General features: G+C 37.0%; 22 protein-coding genes. 18 read left to right on the top strand and 4 right to left on the bottom strand.

Going from position 1 to position 26902, the window contains the following annotated elements:
* Nucleotides 1-189 precede the first annotated feature (189 nt).
* The 10 genes from hisG to trhO all read left to right on the top strand — a co-directional run bounded on the left by hisG (nt 190) and on the right by trhO (nt 9172).
* Nucleotides 190-1047, top strand: a complete 858-nt coding sequence (gene hisG, locus ICG50_RS02065; RefSeq protein ID WP_187659250.1) for an ATP phosphoribosyltransferase — start codon at nt 190-192, stop codon at nt 1045-1047.
* 15 nt (nt 1048-1062) lie between these two features.
* Entirely contained in the window at nt 1063-2352 is a 1290-nt protein-coding gene (gene hisD / locus ICG50_RS02060) for a histidinol dehydrogenase (RefSeq protein WP_187659249.1), read from the top strand.
* Complete coding sequence (gene hisC, locus ICG50_RS02055; RefSeq protein ID WP_187659248.1) at nt 2345-3358, top strand: histidinol-phosphate transaminase; 1014 nt, start codon at nt 2345-2347, stop codon at nt 3356-3358. Before hisD ends, hisC begins: the two co-directional genes overlap by 8 nt.
* Complete coding sequence (hisB, locus tag ICG50_RS02050; protein WP_187659247.1) at nt 3355-4446, top strand: bifunctional histidinol-phosphatase/imidazoleglycerol-phosphate dehydratase HisB; 1092 nt, start codon at nt 3355-3357, stop codon at nt 4444-4446. Before hisC ends, hisB begins: the two co-directional genes overlap by 4 nt.
* Complete coding sequence (gene hisH, locus ICG50_RS02045; RefSeq protein ID WP_187659246.1) at nt 4443-5021, top strand: imidazole glycerol phosphate synthase subunit HisH; 579 nt, start codon at nt 4443-4445, stop codon at nt 5019-5021. Before hisB ends, hisH begins: the two co-directional genes overlap by 4 nt.
* On the top strand, nt 5018-5731 hold the full coding sequence (gene hisA, locus ICG50_RS02040) for a 1-(5-phosphoribosyl)-5-[(5-phosphoribosylamino)methylideneamino]imidazole-4-carboxamide isomerase (protein ID WP_187659245.1): 714 nt from the start codon (nt 5018-5020) through the stop codon (nt 5729-5731). Before hisH ends, hisA begins: the two co-directional genes overlap by 4 nt.
* On the top strand, nt 5725-6477 hold the full coding sequence (gene hisF / locus ICG50_RS02035; protein ID WP_187659244.1) for an imidazole glycerol phosphate synthase subunit HisF: 753 nt from the start codon (nt 5725-5727) through the stop codon (nt 6475-6477). The genes hisA and hisF overlap by 7 nt, the downstream gene beginning before the upstream one ends.
* Nucleotides 6474-7067, top strand: coding sequence for a bifunctional phosphoribosyl-AMP cyclohydrolase/phosphoribosyl-ATP diphosphatase HisIE (hisIE, locus tag ICG50_RS02030; protein ID WP_187659243.1), 594 nt, complete (start codon nt 6474-6476; stop codon nt 7065-7067). The genes hisF and hisIE overlap by 4 nt, the downstream gene beginning before the upstream one ends.
* Before the next feature lie 128 nt (nt 7068-7195).
* Nucleotides 7196-7606, top strand: a complete 411-nt coding sequence (locus tag ICG50_RS02025; protein ID WP_187659242.1) for a BrxA/BrxB family bacilliredoxin — start codon at nt 7196-7198, stop codon at nt 7604-7606.
* A 207-nt stretch (nt 7607-7813) separates the two neighbouring features.
* On the top strand, nt 7814-9172 hold the full coding sequence (gene trhO / locus ICG50_RS02020; protein WP_187659241.1) for an oxygen-dependent tRNA uridine(34) hydroxylase TrhO: 1359 nt from the start codon (nt 7814-7816) through the stop codon (nt 9170-9172).
* Between the two features lie 59 nt (nt 9173-9231).
* Here the strand turns inward: trhO and ICG50_RS02015 are convergent, their stop codons facing one another.
* Complete coding sequence (locus ICG50_RS02015) at nt 9232-9645, bottom strand: lipocalin-like domain-containing protein (RefSeq protein ID WP_187659240.1); 414 nt, start codon at nt 9643-9645, stop codon at nt 9232-9234.
* 183 nt (nt 9646-9828) lie between these two features.
* Here ICG50_RS02015 and ICG50_RS02010 point away from each other — a divergent pair, with 183 nt between their 5' ends.
* The 7 genes from ICG50_RS02010 (at nt 9829) to ICG50_RS01980 (ending at nt 20600) form a co-directional block, all read left to right on the top strand.
* On the top strand, nt 9829-11025 hold the full coding sequence (locus ICG50_RS02010) for a PSP1 domain-containing protein (protein ID WP_187659239.1): 1197 nt from the start codon (nt 9829-9831) through the stop codon (nt 11023-11025).
* Nucleotides 11003-11494, top strand: a complete 492-nt coding sequence (locus ICG50_RS02005) for a gliding motility lipoprotein GldH (RefSeq protein WP_187659238.1) — start codon at nt 11003-11005, stop codon at nt 11492-11494. Before ICG50_RS02010 ends, ICG50_RS02005 begins: the two co-directional genes overlap by 23 nt.
* Nucleotides 11495-11498: 4 nt before the next feature.
* Complete coding sequence (locus tag ICG50_RS02000) at nt 11499-13814, top strand: penicillin-binding protein 1A (protein ID WP_187659237.1); 2316 nt, start codon at nt 11499-11501, stop codon at nt 13812-13814.
* Nucleotides 13815-14045: 231 nt separating this feature from the next.
* Nucleotides 14046-14747, top strand: a complete 702-nt coding sequence (locus ICG50_RS01995) for a CoA transferase subunit A (RefSeq protein WP_187659236.1) — start codon at nt 14046-14048, stop codon at nt 14745-14747.
* A gap of 2 nt (nt 14748-14749) precedes the next feature.
* Nucleotides 14750-15409 carry a 3-oxoacid CoA-transferase subunit B gene (locus tag ICG50_RS01990; protein WP_187659235.1) on the top strand — a complete coding sequence of 220 codons (660 nt, stop codon included), beginning with the start codon at nt 14750-14752 and terminating at the stop codon, nt 15407-15409.
* A 47-nt stretch (nt 15410-15456) separates the two neighbouring features.
* Complete coding sequence (locus ICG50_RS01985) at nt 15457-17943, top strand: T9SS type A sorting domain-containing protein (RefSeq protein WP_187659234.1); 2487 nt, start codon at nt 15457-15459, stop codon at nt 17941-17943.
* Between the two features lie 197 nt (nt 17944-18140).
* Nucleotides 18141-20600 carry a T9SS type A sorting domain-containing protein gene (locus ICG50_RS01980; RefSeq protein WP_187659233.1) on the top strand — a complete coding sequence of 820 codons (2460 nt, stop codon included), beginning with the start codon at nt 18141-18143 and terminating at the stop codon, nt 20598-20600.
* Between the two features lie 116 nt (nt 20601-20716).
* Here the strand turns inward: ICG50_RS01980 and ICG50_RS01975 are convergent, their stop codons facing one another.
* The 3 genes from ICG50_RS01975 to ICG50_RS01965 are packed head-to-tail and all read right to left on the bottom strand — an operon-like array spanning nt 20717 to nt 23729.
* Nucleotides 20717-21112, bottom strand: a complete 396-nt coding sequence (locus ICG50_RS01975; RefSeq protein ID WP_187659232.1) for a hypothetical protein — start codon at nt 21110-21112, stop codon at nt 20717-20719.
* A 17-nt stretch (nt 21113-21129) separates the two neighbouring features.
* Nucleotides 21130-22287: a DUF6438 domain-containing protein gene (locus ICG50_RS01970; protein WP_187659231.1), complete on the bottom strand. Its 1158-nt coding sequence runs from the start codon at nt 22285-22287 to the stop codon at nt 21130-21132.
* Nucleotides 22287-23729 carry a nucleoside recognition domain-containing protein gene (locus ICG50_RS01965; protein ID WP_187659230.1) on the bottom strand — a complete coding sequence of 481 codons (1443 nt, stop codon included), beginning with the start codon at nt 23727-23729 and terminating at the stop codon, nt 22287-22289. Before ICG50_RS01965 ends, ICG50_RS01970 begins: the two co-directional genes overlap by 1 nt.
* Before the next feature lie 226 nt (nt 23730-23955).
* Here ICG50_RS01965 and ICG50_RS01960 point away from each other — a divergent pair, with 226 nt between their 5' ends.
* Complete coding sequence (locus ICG50_RS01960) at nt 23956-26898, top strand: S8 family serine peptidase (RefSeq protein ID WP_187659229.1); 2943 nt, start codon at nt 23956-23958, stop codon at nt 26896-26898.
* The last annotated feature ends 4 nt before the right edge of the window (nt 26899-26902 follow it).

Below are 26902 nucleotides of genomic sequence, written 5' to 3'. Positions count from 1 at the left end.
ACATCAAATAAATAATAATGAACACGATTATAGCACAATTACATCATCATCATTCTTGCAACCAGGCGAGTTAATGATGTATTGTAGCTAATCCAAAAACATAATTAAAAACCCGTCTGAGTATATCAAGACGGGTTTTTTGTATTTATACACTTCGCGATATACTCAGATTTTATTCCCAATTAAAAAATGAGTACTTTAAAAATTGCGATTCAAAAAAGTGGCCGATTAAGTGAAAAGTCGCTTCAACTGCTCGAAGAATGCGGTATCAAAATTTCCAATGGCGAACGAAAACTCAAAGCCGTTGCCCAAAATTTCCCGGTCGAAATCCTATTCCTGCGCGATGATGACATTCCACAATACGTAGAACAAGGCGTTGCCGATATTGGCATTTTAGGCGAAAATGAAGTCTGGGAAAAAGGCAAAGAAGTAAAAGTGATTCAGCAACTAGGTTTTGCGGGTTGCCGCATGTCCTTAGCCATTCCGAAAGACGAAATCTATACCGATTTAAGTTATTTCCAAGGCAAACGAATCGCCACCAGTTATCCTAAAATCCTAATTGATTTTTTTGCCCAAAAGAACATTAATGTTTTCATCGAAGAAATCAGCGGCAGCGTCGAAATCGCCACCAGCATTGGTCTAGCCGATGCCGTATTCGACATTGTCAGCACCGGAAGTACACTGTTGATGAATGGTTTAAAAGAAGTTGAAACCGTTACTAAAAGCGAAGCCGTTTTAATTTCTAATCCAAATCTAACGCAAGAAATCCAAGCCATTCTCAACAAATTATTATTCCGAATTCAATCGGTTCGCGAAGGCAAACAAAACAAATACATCTTACTAAACGCTCCCAATTCAGCTGTTGAAAATATTTGTTCCTTGCTTCCCGGAATGAAATCGCCTACCATTTTACCGTTGGTCAACAAAGATTGGAGCAGTTTGCATTCGGTCATTCGAGAAGACGATTATTGGGAAATCATAGAACAACTCAAAAATCTAGGTGCCGAAGGCATTCTCATCATTCCGATAGAAAAAATGATTCGATAATTCAATTCAAAACACATGAAAACTTACATAAATCCAACTCCCGAACAATGGTCAGCATTGGCCAAACGCCAAACCGTTCCTACAGCCGATTTAAACGAAACCGTAAAATCCATTTTTAACGACATTCAAAAAAACGGTTCTACTGCCGTAAAAAAGTATACCAATTATTTCGACGGTATATCGATTGAAAATGTAGCCATTTCAACAGCTGAAATAGAAAAAGCCGTGGCCGAAATTCCAACTGACTTAAAAAATGCCATTCAAATCGCAGCCGAAAACATCAAACGTTTTCACCAATCCCAAAAGGAAATCCCAACCAAAATCGAAACCACTTCGGGCGTATTTTGTTGGAGAGAAAGTCGCGCCATAGAAACGGTAGGCATCTACATTCCGGGCGGAACCGCACCGCTTTTTTCTTCGGTTTTAATGTTGGCGATTCCGGCTAAAATTGCAGGTTGTAAAAACATCATTTTGTGTTCGCCACCAGACAAAACCGGCAATATCAATCCGGCAATTTTATATGCGGCGCAATTGACCGGTGTAACTCAAATTTACAAAGTTGGCGGCATCCAAGCCATAGCGGCTATGACATTGGGAACCGATGAAATTCCGAAAGTCGATAAGCTTTTCGGTCCGGGAAATCAATATGTCACTGCGGCCAAACAATACTCACAACAATTAGGCTTAGCCATCGATTTGCCTGCCGGACCAAGTGAGTTATTGGTCATTGCCGATGACACTTGTGAGCCTGAATTTGTAGCTTCCGATTTGCTTTCGCAAGCCGAGCATGGTGGTGACAGTCAGGTGATTTTGGTCACCAATTCCGAGGCTATTGTCTCAAAAGTAAGTTCAGCCATCGAAAAACAAAAAGCATTCTTACCACGACAATCGGTTGTAGAAAAAGCTTTGGAAAATAGTCGGGCACTGGTTTTTCAAAGCATCCAAACCGGAATCGAGTTCAGCAACTTTTACGCACCGGAACATTTGATTTTAGCCATTGAAGATGCCGAAAACAAAATCAGTTTAATCGAAAATGCCGGTTCGGTTTTTATTGGCAATTACAGTTGTGAAAGCGCCGGAGATTACGCCAGCGGCACCAATCACACGTTACCAACCAATGGTTATGCCAAGAATTACAGCGGCGTTTCATTAGACAGTTTTGTCAAAAAAATCACGTTTCAAAAACTGGCTTCCAAAGGTCTACAAAACCTTGGGCCAACGATTGAACTCATGGCGGCAGCCGAACAATTAGACGCTCACAAAAACGCGGTTTCCATCCGATTAAAAAAATTACAAAATGGATAATATCAACTATTTAATTCGGAAAAACATTCTTTCGCTCACGCCATATTCGAGTGCGAGAGATGAATATAAAAGCAATCAAGGGATCTTTTTGGATGCCAATGAAAATCCGTTCGGCAACTTAAATCGCTATCCCGATCCTTACCAAGGGCGCTTGAAACAAATCTTGAGTAGTCAGAAGAAAGTAGGCCTTGAAAATATTCTTATCGGAAACGGAAGTGACGAAATCATTGATTTAGTGCAACGGGTATTTTGCGAACCCAACGAAGATAAAATCATCATTTGTCCGCCAACGTATGGCATGTATGAAGTGTATGCGAACATCAATAACCTGGAAATTATTTCAATTCCGCTCACTGAAAATTTTCAGTTGGATACTGAAGCCATTTTAGCCCAAAATGCCAAAGTGTTATACATATGTTCACCCAACAATCCAACCGGAAATTCCATAGAAAATCTGGAGTACATTATCGAAAACTTTAAAGGAATTGTCTTTTTAGACGAAGCTTACATCGACTTTAGCGAACAACCTTCTTTGGTTTCCAAGATTAAACAATATCCCAATTTAATTGTATCTCAAACCTTTAGCAAAGCCCGAGGTTTAGCAGCGGTTCGCGTTGGAACTGCTTATGCGAATGAAACCATCATTTCGATCATGAATAAAGTAAAACCGCCTTACAATGTGAGTCAGTTAAACCAAGAAGCTGCAGTAAAATCACTAGCCGATGAAGCCAATTTCAAATCAAACGTACAACTGATAAAATCCGAACGGGAATTGCTTAAAGAATCACTTTTAGCATTAGATTTTGTAACCAAAATTTATCCGTCGGAAGCCAATTTTTTATTAGTCGAAATGGAAAATGCCACCGCCATTTACAACAGTTTAATCGAACAACAAATCATCACGCGTAACCGAAGCTCGGTGGTTCAAAACACTATTCGAATTACCATTGGAACACCGAGAGAAAACCAACAATTATTGTATGCTTTAAATTTAGTAATGTCATGAAAAAAGTATTATTTATAGACCGAGACGGCACGTTAATCCTCGAGCCACCGATTGATTTTCAAGTCGATTCTTTGGAAAAACTGGAGTTTTATCCTCAAGTTTTTCAATACTTATCGCGTATTGCCAAAGAACTCGATTACGAGTTAGTGATGGTTACCAACCAAGACGGTATGGGAACGGATTCATTTCCTGAAAACACTTTTTGGCCGGCGCATAACAAAATGCTCAAAGCCTTTGAAAACGAAGGGATTCGATTTTCGGATGTGATTATTGATGTTTCCTTTCCGGAGCAAAATTTGCCCACGCGAAAACCCGGAACGGCATTGTTACAACAATATGTAAAAGGCAATTATGACTTGAAAAACTCTTTTGTTATTGGTGATCGAATGACTGATATCCAATTGGCCCAAAACTTAGGCAGTCAGGCGATTTATATTTCGACTGAAGCCAATGAACAAGCGGTTTTGACTACTGCTTCTTGGGAAGCCATTTACCAATTTTTAAAAGCACAACCTCGAACAGCACAACTCATTCGAACCACAAAAGAAACCGAAATTTCAGTCGAAATCAATTTGGACGGCAACGGAAAAAGTAACCTCAACACCGGCTTAGGCTTCTTTGACCACATGCTCGACCAAATAGCCAAACACGGAAATATCGATTTGACTATTAAGGTCAAAGGTGATTTGTATGTCGACGAACACCACACGATTGAAGATGTCGGGATTGCTTTGGGTGATGTTTTTGCCCAAGCTTTAGGTTCGAAAAAAGGGATTAATCGCTATGGTTTTTTGTTGCCCATGGATGATTGTTTAGCACAAGTGGCATTAGATTTTGGCGGTCGTTCCTGGTTGGTTTGGGAAGCCCAATTCAATAGAGAAAAAATTGGTGAAATGCCTACCGAAATGTTCTCCCACTTTTTCAAATCGTTTTGCGATGGCGCCAAATGCAATCTAAACATCAAAGCAGAAGGAGAAAATGAACACCACAAAATAGAATCGATTTTCAAAGCCTTTGCCAAAGCGATAAAAATGGCGGTTCAAAAAGACGGCACAAACAATATCCCAAGCACCAAAGGAATCTTATGATAGCGATAGTAAAATACAACGCAGGCAACATCACTTCGGTCAAAAATGCCATCGAAAGATTGGGTTATTCGTGTATCGTAACCGATGAAAAAACGCTTTTACAACAAGCCGAAAAAGTAATTTTTCCCGGTGTTGGCGAAGCAAGTTCCGCTATGCAATACCTCAAAGAAAAAGGCTTGGATGAAGTCATCAAAAACCTCACGCAACCCGTTTTAGGCATTTGCCTCGGACAACAATTATTGTGTCAATTTTCGGAAGAAGGAAATACAGTATGTCTAGGTATTTTTGAAGCTACAGTCAAGAAATTTGAGCCCAAATTAAAAGTGCCACACATGGGTTGGAACAACATTTTTGGTTTAGATTCAGTGCTATACAAAGGAATTTCTAAAGAAGGGAATTTCTATTTTGTCCACAGTTATTATGCAGAAATCGGTAAAGAAACATCTGCCATTTGCAAATATATATTGCCGTTCAGCGCTTCGATGCAAAAGGATAATTTTTATGCAACCCAATTCCACCCCGAAAAATCTTCGAGTGTGGGCGAACAATTATTACTAAACTTTCTGAAATTATGAGAATCATACCGGCCATAGACCTCATCAACGGCAAATGTGTCCGTTTGACCAAAGGCGATTATGCCACGCAAAAAATCTATAATGAAAATCCTTTGGAAGTCGCTAAATATTTTGAAGACAACGGTGTTCAATATTTACACTTAGTCGATTTAGACGGCGCAAAGTCCAGCCAAATTATCAACCACAAAGTGCTTTATGAAATCGCTTCGAGAACCAATTTAAAAATAGATTTCGGCGGCGGATTAAAACAACGGAAAGACGTTGAAATTGCTTTTGAAAACGGCGCCAATCAAATTAGTGGTGGAAGTATTGCTGTTAAAAATCCAATGGAGTTTTTAAGTTGGTTAAACGAATTCGGAAACGATAAAATCATTTTAGGCGCAGACTGTTTCAACCGAAAAATTGCAACGAATGGTTGGCTGGAAACGTCTGAACTGGATGTTATAGAATACATTTCTAACTATGTTTCCAAAGGCATTTCGACCGCAATCTGCACCGACATTTCAAAAGACGGCATGCTTCAAGGCACTTCTAATAAATTGTACATTGATATTTTATCAAAGACAAAAGTGAATCTAATTGCCAGTGGCGGTGTGACCTATTTGTCCGATTTAGAATTACTGAAAAATATGGGTTGCGAAGGCGCCATCATCGGAAAAGCTTTATATGAAGGCACTATTAAAATCAAAAATCTACGCGAATTATGTTAAAAAAAAGAATCATTCCGTGTTTGGATATTAAAGACGGACGTGTCGTGAAAGGCGTTCAGTTTTTATCGCTAAAAGACGCCGGAAACCCTGTGGAATTGGCTTCTTTTTATTCGAAAAACGGTGCCGACGAATTGGTGTTTTTAGACATCAGCGCGACTTTGGAAAAAAGAAAAACCTTGGCCGAAATGGTTACGCAATTGGCTAAAGAAATCAATATCCCCTTCACCGTTGGCGGCGGCATTCAATCGGTAGAAGACGCTAAATTGTTGTTGCAATCCGGTGCGGATAAAGTCAGTATTAATTCTGCTGCCGTTTTAAATCCGAGTTTGATTACTCAAATATCAAATGAATTCGGAAGCCAAAGTTTGGTCGTCGCCATTGATATCAAAAAAATCGGAAATGACTGGTTTGTTTTTATCAAAGGTGGCACGGAATCGACCGGAATTCCAGCGGTTGATTGGGGCAAAAAAGTAGAAGCACTCGGTGCCGGAGAATTGTTAGTAACCTCAATGAACAACGATGGTTCGAAAAACGGCTTTGCGTTGGAAATTACAAACGCTATTAGTGAAGCAGTTTCCATTCCGGTTATTGCTTCCGGTGGTGCAGGAAATGCAGAGGACTTTATCGATTTATTCACCAAAACCGAAGTCAGTGCGGGATTAGCAGCGAGTATTTTTCACTTTAATGAAGTACCGATTGCTACTTTAAAAAACATTTTAAAAACCCAAAACATACCCATCAGATGACCTTAGATTTCTCAAAATATAACGGATTGATTCCAACGATTATTCAAGACAACCAAACGCAACAAGTGTTGATGTTAGGTTATATGAACGAAGCAGCTTTGCAAAAAACTCAAGAAGAAAACATCGTGACATTCTTCAGCCGCAGCAAAAAAAGGTTGTGGACCAAAGGCGAAACTTCTGGAAATTTTTTAAAAGTTGTTTCTATTAAAGAAGATTGCGACCAAGATGCATTACTCATTCAAGTCATTCCAAACGGACCAACGTGTCACAACGGAACAACTTCTTGTTTTGCGGAAGAAGCCCAACTTCCGTTTTTAAATCAATTGGAACAAATTATTGAAAATCGAATTAAAACTCAAAATTCCGACTCTTATGTTGCTTCACTCTTCCAAAAAGGACTCAATAAAATTGCTCAAAAAGTAGGCGAAGAAGCAGTCGAACTAGTCATAGAAGCCAAAGACGATAATGCCGATTTATTTATAGGTGAAGCGGCAGATTTGCTGTTTCATTATTTAATATTACTCAAAGCAAAAGGTTTTGGATTGAAAAATGTTGAAACCGTTTTAAAAGACAGAATGAAGAATAAATAAAATCAGTTTTCAGACTATCAAACAATAACAAATCTTTATCATTTCTTTAAAAATTACCTTCAGAATTCTCATTATCTTTGCAAGAGATTTCAAAATCTAATAGTTACTAATAGTTAAAATTAAAAAATATGTATCCAGAAGAAATGGTATTGCCTATGCGCGCTGAACTTTCAGAAGCAGGCTTTCAAGAATTATATACAGCAGCCGACGTAAAAAACGCTATCAAAGCAGAAGGAACAACACTTGTGGTTGTCAATTCGGTTTGTGGTTGTGCGGCAAGAAATGCTCGTCCGGGTGCGAAAATGAGTTTAGATGGCGCTAAAAAACCGGACCATTTAATCACCGTTTTTGCCGGTGTTGACAAAGAAGCCGTTGACGCAGCCAGAGCAGAAATGTTTCCTTTTCCACCGTCATCACCAAGTATGGCATTGTTCAAAAACGGAGAATTGGTTCACATGTTAGAACGTCATCACATCGAAGGTCGTCCGGCTGAATTAATCGCGGAAAACCTAAAAGATGCTTACGCAGAATTCTGCTAAAAAATATTTTTTAAAACATCACGCAACCTTTTCTGTTGAATTGCGTCTAAGTAACAAGATGCCATGAAAATGGGAGAAATGCTATGAAAGAGAAACCCTTTCAATTGAAAAATTGTTTGGGTTTTTTTATTGCCAAAAAAATGTAAATTTGCACCGAATTCTTCCATTTAGAGTTCACAACATATTTCTCACTTAAACGTTTATAGCATGCAACTGTATAACACCTTAAGCGCAGAAGAAAGAGCCGAGCTTATTGACCAAGCCGGAAAGCAAAGACTAACTTTGTCTTTCTATGCGTATGCCAAAATTGAAGATCCCAAAAAATTTCGCGACGATTTATTTATCGAATGGAACCAACTCGATGCTTTAGGCCGAACGTATGTGGCCAAAGAAGGAATCAATGCGCAAATGTCAATTCCGGCCGAAAACATGGAAGCTTTTCGCGAAACTTTAGAAGCCTATGATTTCATGAAAAACATCCGCCTAAATGTGGCTGTAGAACATGATGACCATTCGTTTTTGAAATTGACCGTAAAAGTTCGAGACAAAATTGTAGCCGATGGTTTAAACGATGAAACCTTTGATGTAACCAACATTGGTGTGCATTTAAAAGCCAACGAATTCAATCAGATTTTAGAAGATCCAAATACAATTGTGGTCGATTTTAGGAATCATTACGAGAGCGAAATCGGGCATTTCAAAGGCGCGATAACTCCGGATGTAGAAACTTTTAGAGAAAGTTTGCCCATCATCAACGAACAATTAAAAGATTTTAAAGAAGATAAAAACCTGGTAATGTATTGCACCGGAGGTATTCGTTGCGAAAAAGCCTCGGCTTATTTCAAACACCAAGGTTTTAAAAATGTGTTCCAATTGGAAGGCGGAATCATCAACTACGCCAAACAAATCAAGGAAGAAAATCTCCAAAGCAAATTCATTGGAAAGAACTTTGTATTCGACCATCGTTTAGGCGAAAGAATTACTGACGATATCGTTTCGCAGTGTCACCAATGTGGAAAACCATGCGACAATCACACCAATTGCGAAAATGACGGTTGCCATTTGTTGTTTATCCAATGTGACGATTGTAAAGTTGCGATGGAAAATTGTTGTTCCAATGAATGTCTGGAAATCACTCATTTGCCTTTGGCCGAACAAGTAAAATTGAGACGAGGAAAGCAAGTTGGAAACAAAGTCTTCCGCAAAGGAAAATCTGAAAACCTAAAGTTCAAACACTCGGGTGAACTCTCCGATATTGCATTGGCTACAGCCAGAAAAACAACCGACATTCGCCAAAAAATAAAGGTGAAAAAAGTATTGGTTGCCAAAGCCGAACATTACTACGTAAAAGCGCAAGTTGGCCTTTTTATCATCGAAAACCAGGAACTCAATATTGGCGATAAAATCATAATTTCCGGACCAACAACAGGAAATGAAGAATTAATTTTAGATAAAATGTTAGTCAACGGACAAGAAAGTACAATAGCCAAACCCGGAGATAAAGTCACTTTTGAAGTGCCGTTCCGAGTACGATTGTCGGATAAATTATTTAAGATAGTAACATAAAAATACCCCCAAATAGTTAGACGCTATTTGGGGGTAGTCTAAAATTCGGTTTTTATTTTTTAGTTTTTTGTTAAAACTATAACAACTGTTTCATCATCACCGTCATCATCAAAATCAGAAATCGTTTTTACTTTTAAAGTTGTTGCTGAAAGCTCAGTTATTGGAACAATATCAGTTACGCCATCAGAAGTAATCGAAAGATTGTTGCCTGATTTAGTATATGTAAAAGGGGCGATGTCCAACTCACAATTCCAAACATCTACATTGGCTCCTGAGCCATCTGCATTGAATTGAATATAATCTTTACCACATTCTTCATGGTCATCATAAGGAATAGTTTGTCCTTGTACTTTGTACTCTTTAAAATACCATTTGCCTAAGATATCTCCGGATGTAGTCGGACTATCATCAGAGGAACATGAAATCGCAAAACTTGACAAAATTGCCAAAGAGAATAAACTTAATTTTTTCATTGAATTTAGATTTTTATTGTATTAAAAAACAAATATAGAAAAAAATTCTTGCAAAAGAACGAGCGTAAATATTAGATAAAAGAATTTTAAAAACTTTAAAAAATACTATCTTTACACTTTTAACGTTTATGATTAGTAGCCTCGTTATCGAAACGAAGCGACCAACATACATATATCCAAATTATGGCTTGTCAAAGTTGTTCTACATCTGATGGTGGTGCACCAAAAGGATGCAAAAATAATGGGACTTGCGGCACCGATAGCTGCAACAAACTAACCGTTTTCGATTGGCTCTCTAACATGAGTTTGCCCAATGGAGAAGCGCCTTTCGATTGTATTGAAGTGCGGTTTAAAAACGGCAGAAAAGAATTTTACCGCAATACCGAAAAACTTACTTTAAGTATTGGTGACGTTGTAGCTACAGAAGCTTCACCCGGTCATGATGTAGGAATTGTAACGCTTACTGGCGAATTGGTTAAAATTCAAATGAAGAAAAAAGGGGTTAATCACACTAGTCCTGAAATTCCTAAAGTTTACCGAAAAGCGTCTCAAAAAGACATCGATATCTGGAGTGATTCCCGTGATAAGGAAGAACCGATGAAGGTAAAAGCCCGTGAATTGGCGATTGCACACAAATTGGAAATGAAAATTTCTGATATCGAATTCCAAGGCGATGGTTCTAAAGTAACTTTCTATTACACCGCGAATGATCGTGTCGATTTCCGTTTGTTAATCAAAGATTACGCCCGTGAATTCAGTACCAGAATTGAGATGAAGCAAGTCGGTTTCCGTCAGGAAGCTTCTCGATTGGGTGGAATTGGTTCTTGTGGAAGAGAATTGTGTTGCTCGACTTGGTTAACCGATTTCAGAAGCGTGAATACTTCGGCAGCGCGTTACCAACAATTGTCTTTGAATCCACAAAAATTAGCTGGTCAATGCGGTAAATTGAAATGTTGTCTGAACTATGAATTAGACACTTACATGGATGCGCTAAAAGATTTTCCGGATTTTGAAACCAAATTGAAAACCGAAAAAGGCGACGCCGTTTGTCAAAAACAAGATATTTTCAAAGGCTTAATGTGGTTTGCTTATTTTGACAATTTTGCCAATTGGCACGTGTTGAAAATTGACCAGGTTAGAGAAATTGTAGCGCAAAACAAACAAGGCAAAAAAGTAAGTTCATTGGAAGATTTTGCCCTTGAAATTGTAGCCGAGCCTGAAAAAGATTTCAACAACGCCATGGGACAAGAGAGTTTAACTCGTTTTGACCAACCTCGAAATAAGAAAAGAAATAACAATAAAAATAAAAAGCGTAAACCTTTTGGTGCCGATAAAAAACCCTCATCCGAGAATAACAATGAGCCTAAGATTAAGAAATAATTTTATCCTGCTATTGGTCGCGGTGCTTTTATTTTCTTGCGACGAGAAAAGAGTTTTTGACGAATACAAATCCGTTGGAAAAGAATGGCACAAAGACAGTGTAGTCACTTTTGAATTGCCGCAATTAGACGCCAAAAAAATGTACAATTTGTACGTTAACGTCAGAGATAACGATGATTATCCGTTTAATAATTTGTTCTTGATTGTTTCTTTGGAACACCCAAACAGACAAGTAAAAGTAGATACTTTAGAATACCAAATGACCAATCCTGATGGCACGCTTCTTGGAGAAGGATTTACCGATATTAAAGAAAATAAGCTGTTTTATAAAGACAAACAACTTTTTACACAAAAAGGAATTTATAAAATCCACATCAAACACGCAGTGAGACAAACCGGCAAAATTGAAGGCGTTCCTTCACTGGCAGGAATATCCGATGTTGGTTTTAGAATCGAATCTACAGAATAAAAATATGGCACAAAAAAATAATACCGCAACAGTTAAAGACATTAAATACTACCAAAATAAGTTTTGGAAGTTGTTGGTTTACGGACTTGGTGTAATGATTTTGTTTTTCTTTTTGGCTTCTTGGGGGTTTTTCGGAAGCATGCCTTCCTTTGAAGATTTAGAGAATCCGGAATCTAATTTGGCCACCGAAATCATCTCTTCTGATGGTGTGACCATTGGTAAGTTTTACAACGAAAACAGAACCCCAATTAAGTACGAAGATTTACCGCCACATTTGGTAAAAGCCTTAGTCGCTACGGAAGATGAGCGTTTCTACGAACACTCCGGAATTGACGGCAGAAGAACTTTAGGCGCAGCCATAAAACTTGGTTCCGATGGTGGTGCGAGTACCATAACCCAACAGTTAGCCAAATTACTTTTTCATGGTGAAGGTTCGAGTTTCAAGCCTTTTCGTGTGATTCAAAAAGTAAAAGAATGGATTATCGCCGTTAAATTAGAACGCCAATACACCAAAAACGAAATCATCGCCATGTACTTAAACAAGGCCGATTTTGTAAATACCGCCGTTGGAATTCGTTCGGCATCTAAAGTCTATTTCGGTAAAGAACCGCGTGATTTGTCTATTGATGAAGCCGCTATGTTTGTCGGAATGCTTAAAAATCCTTCCCTCTACAATCCGCTTCGTCGTCTGGAAAAAGTAAAAAACAGAAGAAATACCGTTTTAGACCAAATGGTAAGAAACAAAGTTTTGGCGAAAGAATCCCGTGACACTTTAGCCGTAAAACCTATCGTTTTAAACTTCCATCCCGAAAGTCACAAAGAAGGAACAGCAACGTATTTTCGTGAATTCCTTCGTGAATACATGAAAAATTGGGCCAAAGAAAATAAAAGACCCGATGGCAGTGATTGGGACATTTACAGCGACGGTTTGAAAATTTACACTACCATCGATTCTAAAATTCAGGAACATGCCGAAGAAGCCGTTCAGGCTCACATGAAAAACCTACAACAAGAATTCTTTACAGAGCAAAAAAACAATAAAAATGCACCATTTGTAAACATTACCGATGACGAAACCAAACGCATCATGAACCAAGCTATGAAAAACTCAGAGCGTTGGAGAGTAATGAAAGACATGGACAAATCAGAAGAAGAAATCATCGCCTCCTTTGGGGTTAAAGCCAAAATGAAAATCTTCTCATGGAAAGGCGAAATCGATACGTTAATGACGCCAATGGATTCCATACGGTATTACAAACACTTCTTGCAAGCGGGATTAATGTCGATGGAACCACAAACCGGTCACATCAAGGCTTGGGTGGGCGGAATTGATTATAAGTATTTCCAATACGACCACGTAGGCCAAGGCGCACGTCAAGTAGGCTCGACTTTCAAACCGTTTGTTTACGCTACTGCCATTGAACAATTAGGCATGTCACCTTGTGATTCTATCATCGACAGTCCGTTCATGATTCACAAAGGAAGGCACAATGTTACAGAAGATTGGGAACCTAAAAATTCCGACAGACAATACCGAGGCATGGTGACTTTAAAACGCGCTTTAGCGCTTTCTATAAATACTGTGTCAGCTAAATTAATCGATAAAACCGGTCCGGAAGCTGTAGCAAGCCTAACCAAAAAACTGGGTGTAAAATCGGAAATTCCATCACAACCTTCTATTGCCTTAGGGGCAGTCGAAATTACGGTAGAAGACATGGTTGCCGCCTACAGTACGTTTGCTAACCAAGGGGTTTATATTAAGCCTCAATTCATAAGTAGAATCGAAGACAAAAATGGGGTTGTGTTATACGAACCTGTTCCTGATTCCCATGACGTTCTAAATAAAGACATCGCCTATGCTGTAATTAAACTCTTAGAAGGCGTAACCGAAAGTGGTTCGGGTGTGCGTTTAAGAACCGAAGGTGGTGGTAGTGGCGACAATCGTTGGACAGGTTATCCCTACATGTTCACCAATCCAATTGCAGGTAAAACCGGAACGTCTCAAAACCAGTCTGACGGATGGTTTATTGGAATGGTGCCTAATCTTGTCACCGGAGTTTGGGTAGGTTGTGAAGATCGTTCGGCTCGTTTCAAAGGGATCACTTATGGACAAGGCGCAACTGCAGCCTTACCAATTTGGGGTTATATGATGAAGAAATGTTATGAAGACAAAGACCTTCAAATCTCCAAAGATCCATTCGAAAGACCCGATAATCTTTCCATCAAAGTAGATTGTTGGACCCCTAGAAAAGTTGAGACCGATTCCACCGCAATTCCAACCGAGGAAGAAGAACAAAATATTGATGATTTTGAATTGTAAAATTTAGGAGCTATTTCCGGCTTTCCGCGTCTCGTCCCAAAAGACGAGACCATCTTCACACGAGCGAAGCGACTGCCGAAGGAATCCGGACTAACATAATAGAAAATTCCGTCTACAAGTGCAGGCGGAATTTTTTATTTTAAACAGGCGGAAACAAATCCCTTCCCTATTCTCTTTTAAATTCCTAAATTTACACCACAAACAAATTACGCTAAACAACACTAATCAATCATGATTAACAAAAAAGTAAACTCTGTACAAGAAGCACTGCAAGGCATCGAAGACAACATGACCATCATGCTCGGTGGTTTCGGACTTTGCGGCATCCCCGAAAACAGCATCGCCGAGTTGGTCCAAAAAGGCACTACCAATTTAACCTGTATTTCTAATAATGCCGGTGTTGATGATTTCGGATTGGGCTTATTGCTTCAAAAAAGACAAATTAAAAAAATGATTTCTTCTTACGTAGGAGAAAATGCCGAATTTGAACGCCAAATGCTTTCCGGCGAATTAGATGTTGAACTTACACCGCAAGGCACTTTAGCCGAAAAATGTCGTGCTGCTCAAGCCGGAATTCCTGCATTCTTCACTCCGGCAGGTTACGGAACTGAAGTCGCTGAAGGCAAAGAAGTGCGCGAATTCAATGGCAAAATGCACATCATGGAACTAGCCTACAAAGCTGATTTTGCCATAGTAAAAGCTTGGAAAGGCGACGAAGCCGGAAACTTAATTTTCAAAGGAACCGCACGCAATTTCAACGCACCTATGGCCGGTGCCGCTAAGATTACCATAGCCGAAGTGGAAGAATTAGTGCCGGTTGGTTCACTCGACCCGAATCAAATTCACATTCCCGGAATTATGGTACAACGCATTTTTAAAGGAGAAAAATTTGAGAAGAGAATTGAGCAACGTACAACCCGAAAAAGAGAATAGTCATGGCTTTAGATAAAAACGATATCGCAAAAAGAATAGCCCAAGAAGTTAAGGATAAGTATTTCGTTAACCTTGGCATTGGCATTCCAACCTTGGTAGCTAATTATGTGCGCACCGATATTTCGGTTGAATTTCAATCGGAAAATGGCGTTCTCGGCATGGGACCATTCCCTTTTGAAGGCGAAGAAGATGCTGATGTTATTAACGCCGGAAAACAAACCATTACCACTTTACCCGGAGCGAGTTTTTTCGACTCGGCTTTCAGTTTCGGAATGATTAGAAGTCAGAAAGTTGATTTAACGATTCTCGGGGCCATGGAAGTGGCTGAAAACGGAGATATAGCCAATTGGAAAATCCCCGGAAAAATGGTAAAAGGAATGGGAGGCGCTATGGATTTAGTAGCTTCTGCCGAAAACATTATTGTAGCGATGATGCACGTCAATAAAGCCGGAGAGAGTAAAATTTTAAAAAAATGCACTTTGCCTTTAACGGGCGTTGGTTGTGTGAAAAAAGTGGTAACCGAATTGGCCGTAATGGAAATCACACCAAAAGGATTCAAACTTTTAGAACGCGCTCCCGGTGTTTCGGTTGAACATATTATTGCCTCAACGGAAGCCGAATTAATTATTGAAGGTGAAATTCCGGAGATGGTCAATTCCTAATTTAAAGTATTGAGACCAATTGTTACACTTTATTTATCCTTTAAAAAATGCGAAAAAAATTCTTTATAATATTGGCCATATTCCATTATGTTTTCATTTGGTCTCAGAATCCAATGGATGTTGTTCATTCTTACGGCGCTTATCCGGGATTTAATGATGTCATCAATGATATTGCCACTCAACCTGATGGTAAATCAATTTATGTTGGCAAGTTCACAAAATATCGAGGAATTCCATGTAATCGTATCGTTAGATTGAATGTAAATGGCACCATCGATTCTTCTTTTTCTATTGGAACCGGCTTTGGTTCAAATGCTAATACTTCTGTTGAAACAGTAACACTTCAATCCGATGGTAAAGTCTTAGTTGGCGGCGGTTTTTCTAGTTATCAATCTACAAGCGCACCTACTTTAATTCGTTTAAACTCCGACGCAAGTATTGACAATTCTTTTGTTTTTTCGTCCTTTACTGCTGTTTATGGCATCAATAACATATTAGTACTACCCAATGGGAAAATAATTGTTCTCAGTTACAATTACAATAAAATCGCTCGTCTTAATTCAGATGGTACATTAGACAATAGTTTCAACATTGGAACTGGTTTCAATACTTTAGCCACTAAAGTAGTCGCTCAATCCGACGGAAAAATTATAATTGTTGGAAGTTTTACAAATTTTAATGGTGTAACTCGAAACCGTATTATTCGCTTAAATGAAGATGGTGCAATAGACAATAGTTTTTCTATAGGTTTAGGTTTTAATTACACAGTTAATGATGTTGTCATTCAACCTGATGGGAAAATTGTGGTATGTGGTGATTTTAGTACTTACAAAGGATTAGATCAAAAAAAAATAGCAAGATTATTAACTGATGGCTCAATAGACAACTCTTTCAATATAGGAACTAGTTTCCCTAATGGAACTAGTTCTAATGATCTTCAATCTCCTTCAAAAATGATTGTAGATTCTAATGGTAAGTTAATAATAATAGGAACTTTTACATCATACAACAGTAGCTCAAGATCAGGGTTTGTGAAACTTCTTCCAGATGGTTCAATAGACGATAGTTGTAATTTTACCACCAATGAAAATTTATATTCAATTGACATAAGTTCAGAAAATAAGATTATAGTTGGTGGAAGTAGAAAAATTTTCAGAATTCTGGATAATGGCACCCAAGATCTGTCTCTATCTTATGGATTGGGATTCAATAACAATATATTCGATACTCTAATTAAATCAAATGGAAAATATATTGTTGCTGGTCAATTTACAGAATATCAAGCTGAAACAAATATTGTTGTTCAGTTCAATGCCGATGGCACAATAGATAATTCTTTTAACTTTAATTCCGGCCTAGGATATGTACACGGATTCATAAAAACAATTTTAGAATTACCGAACGGACAAATTCTTGTTGGAGGATCATTTGCCATAAATGTCAATGGAACTAATTTTTCAGATTTAGTTCGTGTAAATACCGATGGAAGTATAGACTCTTCTTTTGATGCCCCATATACCAATGGAGTTATTAACGCTCTTGCTGTTCAATCGGATGGCAAAATAATGGTTGGTGGTACTTTTTCTGATGTTAATGGTGTTTCTAATGGCTATCTTATTAGATTAAATACAAATGGATCTTTAGATAACAGCTTTGATAAAGGAACAGGTTTTGTTTTAGGAAGTTATATTGGAGTTCAATCAATTGTTATTCTGTCGGACGGGAAAATGCTTATTGGAGGTAATTTTAATATTTATAATAATGAACCTCACAATTATATAATGCGTTTATTACCAAATGGAAGTGTGGATTCTACATTTCAATCTGGAGATGGTTTTAATGGCCCTTTGTCAAAAATTATGGTTCAACCCAATAATAAAATTATCGTTGTAGGAAGTATTGGCTCCTATGATTCGCAGAACATTTGTGGAAATAACAATTGTGGAATTGCTCGTCTCAACTTCAACGGAAGCCTGGATTCCTCTTTTATATCCACTATTTCGACCAATTACATAAACGATTTTGTCCTTCAACCTGACGGTAAAATAATCATGGGCGGATTTTCTTATTACATTGGAGGTAATCCATTAAATAATTTTGTACGACTGAATCCAGACGGAAGTAATGACAATTCTTTTAATCCAAATGCTGTTTTTAGTTTGAACGAAATACAGAGCCTTTCCTTGTTTGACAATGGTAATATTCTTGTAGGTGGAGAATTTGATACTTTCAATAATTTTGATTCTTCTAATTTAATTCTCCTACGTGGTGGAGAGCTTACTTTGTCTAATCCCTCCTTTCAACAACAAAAAATAGTACTCTTTCCAAACCCGGTTGAAGATAGAATTACAATGATACTCCCCGAGAATCAAAGTGCTATTTCATACTCTATATTAGATTTTACAGGAAAAAAAGTATTTCAGATCAACGCTTCCAATCCATCAATTAATGTTGAATATCTCGAAAAAGGGATATACTTTCTAAAAGTAAATACTGAATCAGGTGATTATGTTTCTAAATTTATCAAAAAATAAAGTACTCTATTATCCATCTGACATTCTCAAAAAAATATTTCCGTTGAAGCTGATTTAATCATTGAAGGTAATATTCCAGAAATGGTGATTAACTAATTTTGGGATTTTTATTGAGCTCAACTAGAGATTTACAAAAAAATAGTGCGCCTATAAAAAAAATTTTACAATTATCGCTAACTTTACATAAAATCCTGATTTTGAAAAAATTAATACTTTTTTTGTTTATAGTATTTGGTCTTAGTAATTCTATAGCACAAAATGCTGCAGATGTAGAAACTTCTTTCGGACCAATTCCCGGATTTAACGGTATCATTTATGCAACTGCGCAACAACCAGATGGCAAAATACTTGTTGGAGGGAGTTTTACAAAATACAAAGGAATTGATTGCAAGTACTTTGTTAGACTACTTGCGGATGGGACTGTAGATCCAAGTTTTGTAACTGAAACCACATTTTATTTCAAAGTAACCTCCATAGTACTGCAACCTGATGGAAAAATATTGGTTTCTGGAGGATATACTACGCCTGTTAATGGAATTAGAGATGGTGTGATTAGATTAAATACAGATGGAAGTACCGATTATACTTTTAGTACTATTACAGGATTTAGCGGTATAGTGGGCATACAAGATGTTGTACTCCAGCCTGATGGCAAAATGGTTATTGTTGGCGGTTTCAGCTCCTACAGTAATATAAATAGAAAATACATAGTAAGAATTAATGCTGATGGAACTTTAGACACTACCTTCAACCCGGGAAGTGGATTTGACAATGTTGCTAATTCTATTGCGTTACAAGCCGATGGTAAAATTATTGCGGTGGGTAATTTTGGCAATTATAATGGATATACGAGAAATAAAATAATTCGCCTAAACACTGATGGTTCTATAGATTTAACCTTTTCTATCGGAGTAGGTTTTGGTAGTGGCACACCTTCATCTGTTCTAGTTCAACCTGATGGCAAGATTGTCACAGCTGGAAATTTTTCAACGTATAAGAATGTAACTCAAAAAGGTATTATCAGATTATTAGATAATGGAGACAAAGACACTACACTAAACTCAGGCGAAGGATTCCTAACATCAGGCTCAGGCATTATGACATTGGCAATGGACCATTTAGGAAATTTTATAGTAGGTGGTCAATTCCAAAAATATAACAATACAACAAAGTACAATTGTGTTAGATTAAGTCCAAATGGCGTCTTAGACAATTCGTTTACAGTAGAGAAAGCGTTCCCAGTCTACTCCATTTTAGTTCAAAATGATCAAAAAATAATTGTAGGAGGTGACAATTACATATCAAGAGTTAACAACAATAGCACTGTCGATTACACTTTTGATTATGGTACCGGTTTTAACAACACTTACATGTATTATAGCGAAGGGGATTCTGTAATACAACCTGACGGAAAAATTATTGTTGGTGGTTATTATTCCTTGTACGGATTACGTTTTGAAAATGGATTGATTAGATTAAATCCTGATGGAACAAAAGACAATACATTTAACGTCAGTTATTTGGATAGATGTTATACCCGAAAAATGCTTTTACAACCCGATGGAAAAATAATTGCCAAAGGAGATTATCATTACGCAAATGCCGGCTCCAGTGGTTATTTTAACTTTATAAGATTCAATCCTGACGGTAGTCATGACACTTCATTCAACATTGATTCATTTTCAAATTATGATGTTGATTTTACTTTACAGTCTGATGGGAAAATTATAGTATGCGGTGGAGGATTTATGGTAAAGCGCTTAAATTCAAATGGAACTCTTGACAGTACTTTTAACACGGGTTCTGGGTTCAATTATAATGTTAATGCAGTAGCTGTTCAAAACGATGGGAAAATTATCGTTGTTGGAGATTTTTCTCTTTTTAATGGCGAACAACATTTAAGGATTGTTCGTTTATTGCCAAATGGAAGTTTAGATACCAGTTTTAATGCTGGCGAAGGATTTAATAGCACTCCATCAACGATTTGCTTGCAACCAGATGGGAAAATTTTAGTTGGTGGTTACTTTGGGTCTTATAATGTAATTTCCGCATGGGGAATTACAAGAATAAATACCGATGGAAGTCATGATGCAACATTCAATTCGGGATTCAACATAAATAATGTAAAAAGTATAGTAGTTCAGCCTGATGGGAAAATTATTGCAGGAGGCCATATCAGTTATTTTATGGGAAGCCCGCTAAAAAATCTTGTTCGTTTTAATGCTGACGGCAGTGTTGACGAAACTTTTGATATTGGAACAGGATTTGATTTGGCGGACAGTAATAGTTTTGTTACTCAATTAAACCTTCAATTGGATGGCAAAATTCTTATAAGTGGTAATTTCAAGAATTATAAATCTATTAGCTCTTCAAATATAATTAGGTTATATGGTGGGAATTCCGTTTTGTCAGACCAAAATTTTACACAAGAAAAATTAGTATTGTATCCAAATCCGGCTCACGATTTTATCAATATCCAACTGCCTTCAGGTAATTTTAATTATGACTGTGAGATTTTTGATTTAACCGGTAAATTAATTTCACAAAAAACAATTACTAATTCTAAAATTGATATACAATCTTTATCGAAAGGAATATATATACTAACAGTGAAAAGTGAAACCGAAAATTTTACTGCAAAATTTATAAAAGAATAAATTTAAAATTTCCCTAGTTGATATTCCTGAAAAGGTAATTTAGTCGAACCCATTTTAAAAACAGAAAACCACAAAACTCAGATGAATTTTGTGGTTTTTTTATGCATACAATTGGCTTATTTTTTTAAAGCCAAATAGTCTAAAATCACTGGCGACGCATGAGTAAAACTCGGAAATTGCTCCGTTATGCTGACAGCCCTTTTTTTATTCAATTTATAAGTCAAGTCAAATTCTGTTGTAAACAATATCGCCGATAAAAACGGGTTATTGATAAACTCCAACAATCTGGGAAAAGCTGATTCTATAGTATGAATTTCGAAAATTTCTTCCTTTTGAAACTTGAACTTTAATTCCAATTTTAATTCCATTTCCTCTATTGCCGGACGAACGTAAATGTTCATCAAATCGGTATTGCCGATGGTTTTGGCCAAAGTTAATTTGGCAAAAGTACCGTCAGCCAAGCTTTCTTTTACTTTGGTATAAAATTCGTCAAAGGCAATATAAATGGACATTTGCTTATGTTATTAATTTAAAAATTTCTGTCTTTTTTTAAAATAGGATTACTATCTATAAAATTATAGCCAATGTCGACAGTAAATGTAGTATTGTCTTTATTGATAAACTTATAATACCTCCCATCGGTCATTATGCTTTTCACATTATGCTTTTCTTCAAACACATTAAAGTCAAGCTTGTATTTAGGAATAAAATCAAGATTTACTTTTTTACCATTTCGCAAATTAACTTCAAGAAAAAAATCTTCTGATTCTTTTAAGAAATAGTCCTTTCCTTTTGTCTTGAATCGAAAAAGAACATCTTCGTTATCAAAAATAAATTGGTCATCATAGTTAAGCTTAACTTTTTGATAGGCATAACTTAGCTGTGTCATCGCCAATTCTAAATCAATAGGGCATTCAATATAGCTACTTATTGTCTTAACAATCTTTCCGTTTTTGATAAATGAAATAACATTGGTTTGGCTACAGGTAGTCATCGCAAAATAATTATCCTTTAGTTTAAAAATGTCTATTTTATCAAAACTGTTAAATAACTCATCTACAGTTTTTTTATCAAGTTTTGAGTTGAAATTCCCAGTTTGAGTATTGGAATCATAGCCTTTAAAATAAAAATTTCCATTTCTGTCAATATAGGTAGAATTAAATGGACAACTGCCAAAACAAGGACTTCTATCAACTATTACAGCATCATAATTGTTAGCATTGAAATAAGTGTTTTTCTTTTTAACCAACCTATAGGAAGCCTTATAATAACCGGATACTATCATTGTGTCTCCAGATCTCTTTTGTATTGTTATGGTGTCCCATTCTTTAGAAGTTTCATCAAAGAAAAGTAATTTGGAGTCTTTTATTTTATATTTTGTTTTTGTTCCAAGATAATAGGCGCTTCTTAAAAAGTCATATCCGTATGTGTCTGATTTTATTTTATTTTCAACAAAATAGTAAAACCCTTGCTTAAAATTTATTACACTATCATTGAGTATTTGAAAATTATAATAAGGTGTATCTTGTATTTCTAAATAGCTTTTAGGCATTTTAACTTTAGAAGCATCATATTCCACAATTTTATCAAAATACCAATGACCGACAAAGGGATTCTGTTTGCTGTCTTCCTCTTTTTTACAAGAGACAAACAACAATAGAAATGATATGAAAATGACTATTCTCATCAACTAAAAAACCAAGTCGCCACAAAAATAGCGGTAATCACACAGATTAAATCAACCAAAAGCATAGTAGCTAAAGTATAACGTGTATTTTTAATGTTGACAGACCCAAAATAAACTGCAATCACGTAAAAAGTCGTTTCGGCACTACATTGGAAAATACAACTCAGTCTTCCGGTTAAAGAATCCGGGCCAAAAGTACTCATCGAATCTATCATAAAGCCACGTGAACCACCCGAACTAAATGGTCTTAACATTGCCACCGGTAAAGAATCCGTAATTTGTTTGCTTACGCCAATGTTCGAAAAAACAAAGGAAAGTCCGTTACTAATGATGTCAAACAAACCACTATTTCTGAAAAAGGATATGGCCACTAACATTCCCAATACGTAAGGGAAAATCTTTACTCCGGTTTGAATTCCATTATTGGCACCCACTACAAAAGCGTCAAAAACGGTGGTTTCCTTTTCAACAAATTTCTTTTCTTTAAGGAAGGCAAAAAGCAAAGTAAACCCAATAATGACCACCAACATTAATCCGGAAAGGTTTGAGGTAAAGAAATTTTTGCCTACTAAGTCCAATCCATTAATATAAAACAACAACCCAACAATCGCTGCTACAACAGTCATTAAAGCCACTAGTAAAGTAGCGCTTTTGAAGTTAATTTTTTGTTTAATTCCAACAATTATCATAGCCGCAATGGTTCCGATAAAAGAGGTTATAATACATGGTAACATCACATCTGCAGGATTTTCTGCATTTTGCGCAGCGCGATATCCTATAATAGACGTTGGGATTAATGTTAAACCAGCAGCGTGCAAACACATGAACATGATTTGGGCATCACTGGCTTTGTCTTTTTCAGGATTGATTTCTTGTAGACTTTGCATAGCTTTTAATCCGAATGGCGTTGCAGCAGAATCCAATCCGAGGAAATTAGCGGCAAAGTTTAAGGTCATATACGATATAGATTCGTGATTTTTAGGAACAGTTGGGAAAACTTTGGCAAAAACCGGACTCAACTTTCTGGCTAATATTTCGGAAGCTCCGGAAATAATTAAAAGCTCCATCAATCCGCAAAAGAAAGCCAAATAAGCCATCAATGGAAGAATGATATCAAACAAAGTCATTTTACACGTCGGTAACAAGCCATCTGTTTTTTGCACACCACTGTAAACTTTTACAGTTTTGTTTTTGTATACATAGGTTGTATCAGGATTGAGTGTATCTCGATTGATTATAAACGTTTTTTCGTCGTTTTTGACAATGCTGTCTTGAATGAATTCTGGTATTTCATTCAAGTATTTTTCTGAAATTAAAACCGGATCATCTTTTTTTCCGTTTAATATATGATCGATGGTATAACTATTACCTGCAAATAAACTAAAAATCACAAAGGTAATGGAGGCGATAAAAATAACAAGCCAAAATCTACTGAGAACCATAATCTGTTTTTTGGTAAATATACTATTTATCAAATTTGGATAACAATAATTTTTAAATCGACATGAAATAATTTTTTTAAGAAACAGAGATTACTGAAGTAATAATTAAAATGTCTTGAACATATCCTAAAAAATAATGAATATTTAACAATAAAATAATCATTTTACTCTAAGATTTATATATTTGCAGACTATTACAACCAACAAATTATTCTCAAAAAAAATTATGAAAAAGCATTACTCGTTATTACTTCTTTTCTTATTTATTTCCAGTTCGATATTCGGTCAGTCTCAGGAAGATATCAAGAAAATTACTGCCGAATACGACATGGCAAAGCTTAAAGAAAAAGAAGCTTCTTACCGAAAAAGAGCCGCTGCTGAAAAGCAAAAAGCAATAGCAATGGCAAAGCTAAGAAATTGGCCCATTTACACTGAAACTCCAGAAGGTGGAATTAAGGAATTAATGGAAATTACCCCTGAAGGATTGCCAATCTATTACGCTACAGACAATGTAAATGCAGCTAGAACAACTAGAACGAATCATTTGAATGCCGGAGGATCTTTGGGTTTAAATTTAGACGGACAAGGAATGACCGTGAGAGTTTGGGATGGTGGCAATGTTAGGACTAATCACAATGCATTTGGAAGCAGAGTTGTGGCGGTTGATGCTACTACAACAAGTGTCATTTTACACGCTACTCACGTTACCGGAACTATGGTGGCTTCTGCCAATCCGGCTAGTGTAAAAGGAATGGCGTCTCAAGCTAATGCGCGTACTTTTGATTGGGGTTTTGATGACGCTGAAGTGGTTTCTGAAACCATGGAAGGTATGTTGGTTTCTAACCACTCCTATGGCACTCCTATTTCAGGTTCCGGTACTCCTTTACCTGCATGGTATATTGGCTCTTATACCTATTCCGCTTATCTTTGGGATGACATTGCCTATGATGCGCCTTACTATCTAGCAGTAATGTCTGCCGGAAATGAAGGTGGTAATAACGACAATGCTGAACCAATAGCTTTTGGTTTTGACAAATTAGTAGGAAATAAAGGGGCTAAAAATAATTTAGTTGTAGCCAATAGTCTAGATGCCACTACAGCAGCAGACGGAACACTTACTTCTGGAGTAACTATCAACCCTTCAAGTAGCCAAGGCCCAACAGACGATTTTAGAATTAAACCGGATATTACCGGAAACGGAACTAATGTAACTTCTACGGGAAGTTCAAGTACAACTGCTACCGCTGCACTATCGGGAACTTCAATGGCATCGCCAAATGTGGCCGGAAGTCTTATTTTACTACAACAACATTATAAAAACCTAACCAACAGTTTTATGCGTGCTTCAACCCTTAAAGGATTAGCTTGTCATACCGCTGATGATGCCGGTCAAGAAGGTCCGGATCCGGTTTTTGGCTGGGGATTGTTGAATTGTAAACAAGCGGCACAGACAATCACTAATAATGGATTAACCTCATGGGTTTCTGAAGAAAATTTAGCTAATGGACAAGAGTATACCATTACTGTAAACTCTAATGGATCAACCCCATTAATTGCTTCTATAACTTGGACTGACGTCCCGGGTACAATCAATACTGGAGGTTTTGGGGCAAATGATCCAACGCCTGCTTTAGTCAATGATTTAGACATTAGAGTTGTGAAAAACTCTACTACTTATTTTCCTTGGAAATTGGATTGGGATCCAAATAGTCCGGCCATAAGAACAGCAGATAACAATGTTGATAATGTTGAACAAGTTAAAATTGACACTCCAACAGCCGGGCAATATACCATTACTGTTAAACACAAAGGAACTTTAGTTACCGGCAGTCAAAAATTCTCCCTAGTAATTACTGGATTAACTTCAAATTTTGCTATCAATTCTACTTCAGATAACTTGACTGTTTGTTCCAATCAAAATGCTGTTTATACTTTTAATTATACACAATCAGGCGCCGGAACCACAACTTTCTCTGCCATAGACTTACCTACCGGAGCAACAGCAACTTTCTCTCCTACTTCCTTGAGTACAAATGGTTCAGTTACTATGACTGTTTCTGGTTTAGCGGGAATTACCCCAGGTGAATATTTTGTTGGAATTAAAGGTACAAGCACAACTGAAACTGAAACGCGTTATAAAACATTAAGAGTTTTTAACGGCACTTCTTTTCAGCCGGTAGCTTTGCAAACGCCGGCAAACGCACAAAATGGATTATCGACGACGGCTTTATTAAAGTGGAATACACAACCAAATGCGTTAACATACAATATTCAAGTTTCTCAATTTCCAAATTTCTCTTCTTTGTTTTTAACTGATGAAGTAGCCAATAACCAATACAATATTTCTGGTTTGACAGAAGCTACCAGATATTATTGGAGAGTGATTCCTCAAAACAACTGTGGTACCGCAATAACAAGTAATGCAATAGTTTACTATTTTGATACCGGTAATCTTGTTTGTGACCTAAATTTTGCTGCTGAAGACTATTCTGATGCTATTATTGCGGATGTTCCAAACTCAACTGCCTCGGTACCTTTAACCATTACAGGCGGTTATACTATAGGTGATTTAAACGTAAATATCAATATTTCACATACTTGGGTTCAAGACATGACCATCGTTCTTGAAGGACCTGTGGCAATTGGAAGTCCAATCATTACCTTACTCGAAGAAGCTTGTGGCGGTCAATCTGATATTGATTGTACTATGGATGATGATGGTGGTGAACCGACATGCGCAGGCACACCAGCTATAAGTGGAAGTATTGCTCCGGTTAATCCATTAAGTGCTTTGAATACCTTGCCGGCTGATGGTGTGTGGACTTTAAGAGTTGTTGACCCATACAATGAAGATGGTGGAAGTATTAATAATTTCAGTATTGACATTTGTAGTGTTGAAGTAGCCCTTTCTGTAGTTTCCAATCCGATTTTAAGCAGCAGTATATACCCAAATCCTACCAAAGGAATTGTAAATATTGCCATTCCGGCATTAACTGATAAAGCAACAATAACTTTATATGATTTACAAGGAAGAGCTATTATGACGAAAGAAACCAACCAAGTGTACACTTCTTTTGGAATAGAAAATCTTCAAGATGGAGTATACCTTGTAAATATTGCCAATGATCAAGGTTCAATCACAAAGAAAATAGTTTTAAGAAAAAACTAATCCG

The organism is Flavobacterium buctense (assembly GCF_014486695.1).
In the GTDB taxonomy this organism is placed as follows: domain Bacteria; phylum Bacteroidota; class Bacteroidia; order Flavobacteriales; family Flavobacteriaceae; genus Flavobacterium; species Flavobacterium buctense.
The sequence above is the reverse complement of the archived record's forward strand: the minus strand, read 5'-3'. Positions and strand labels throughout refer to the sequence as shown.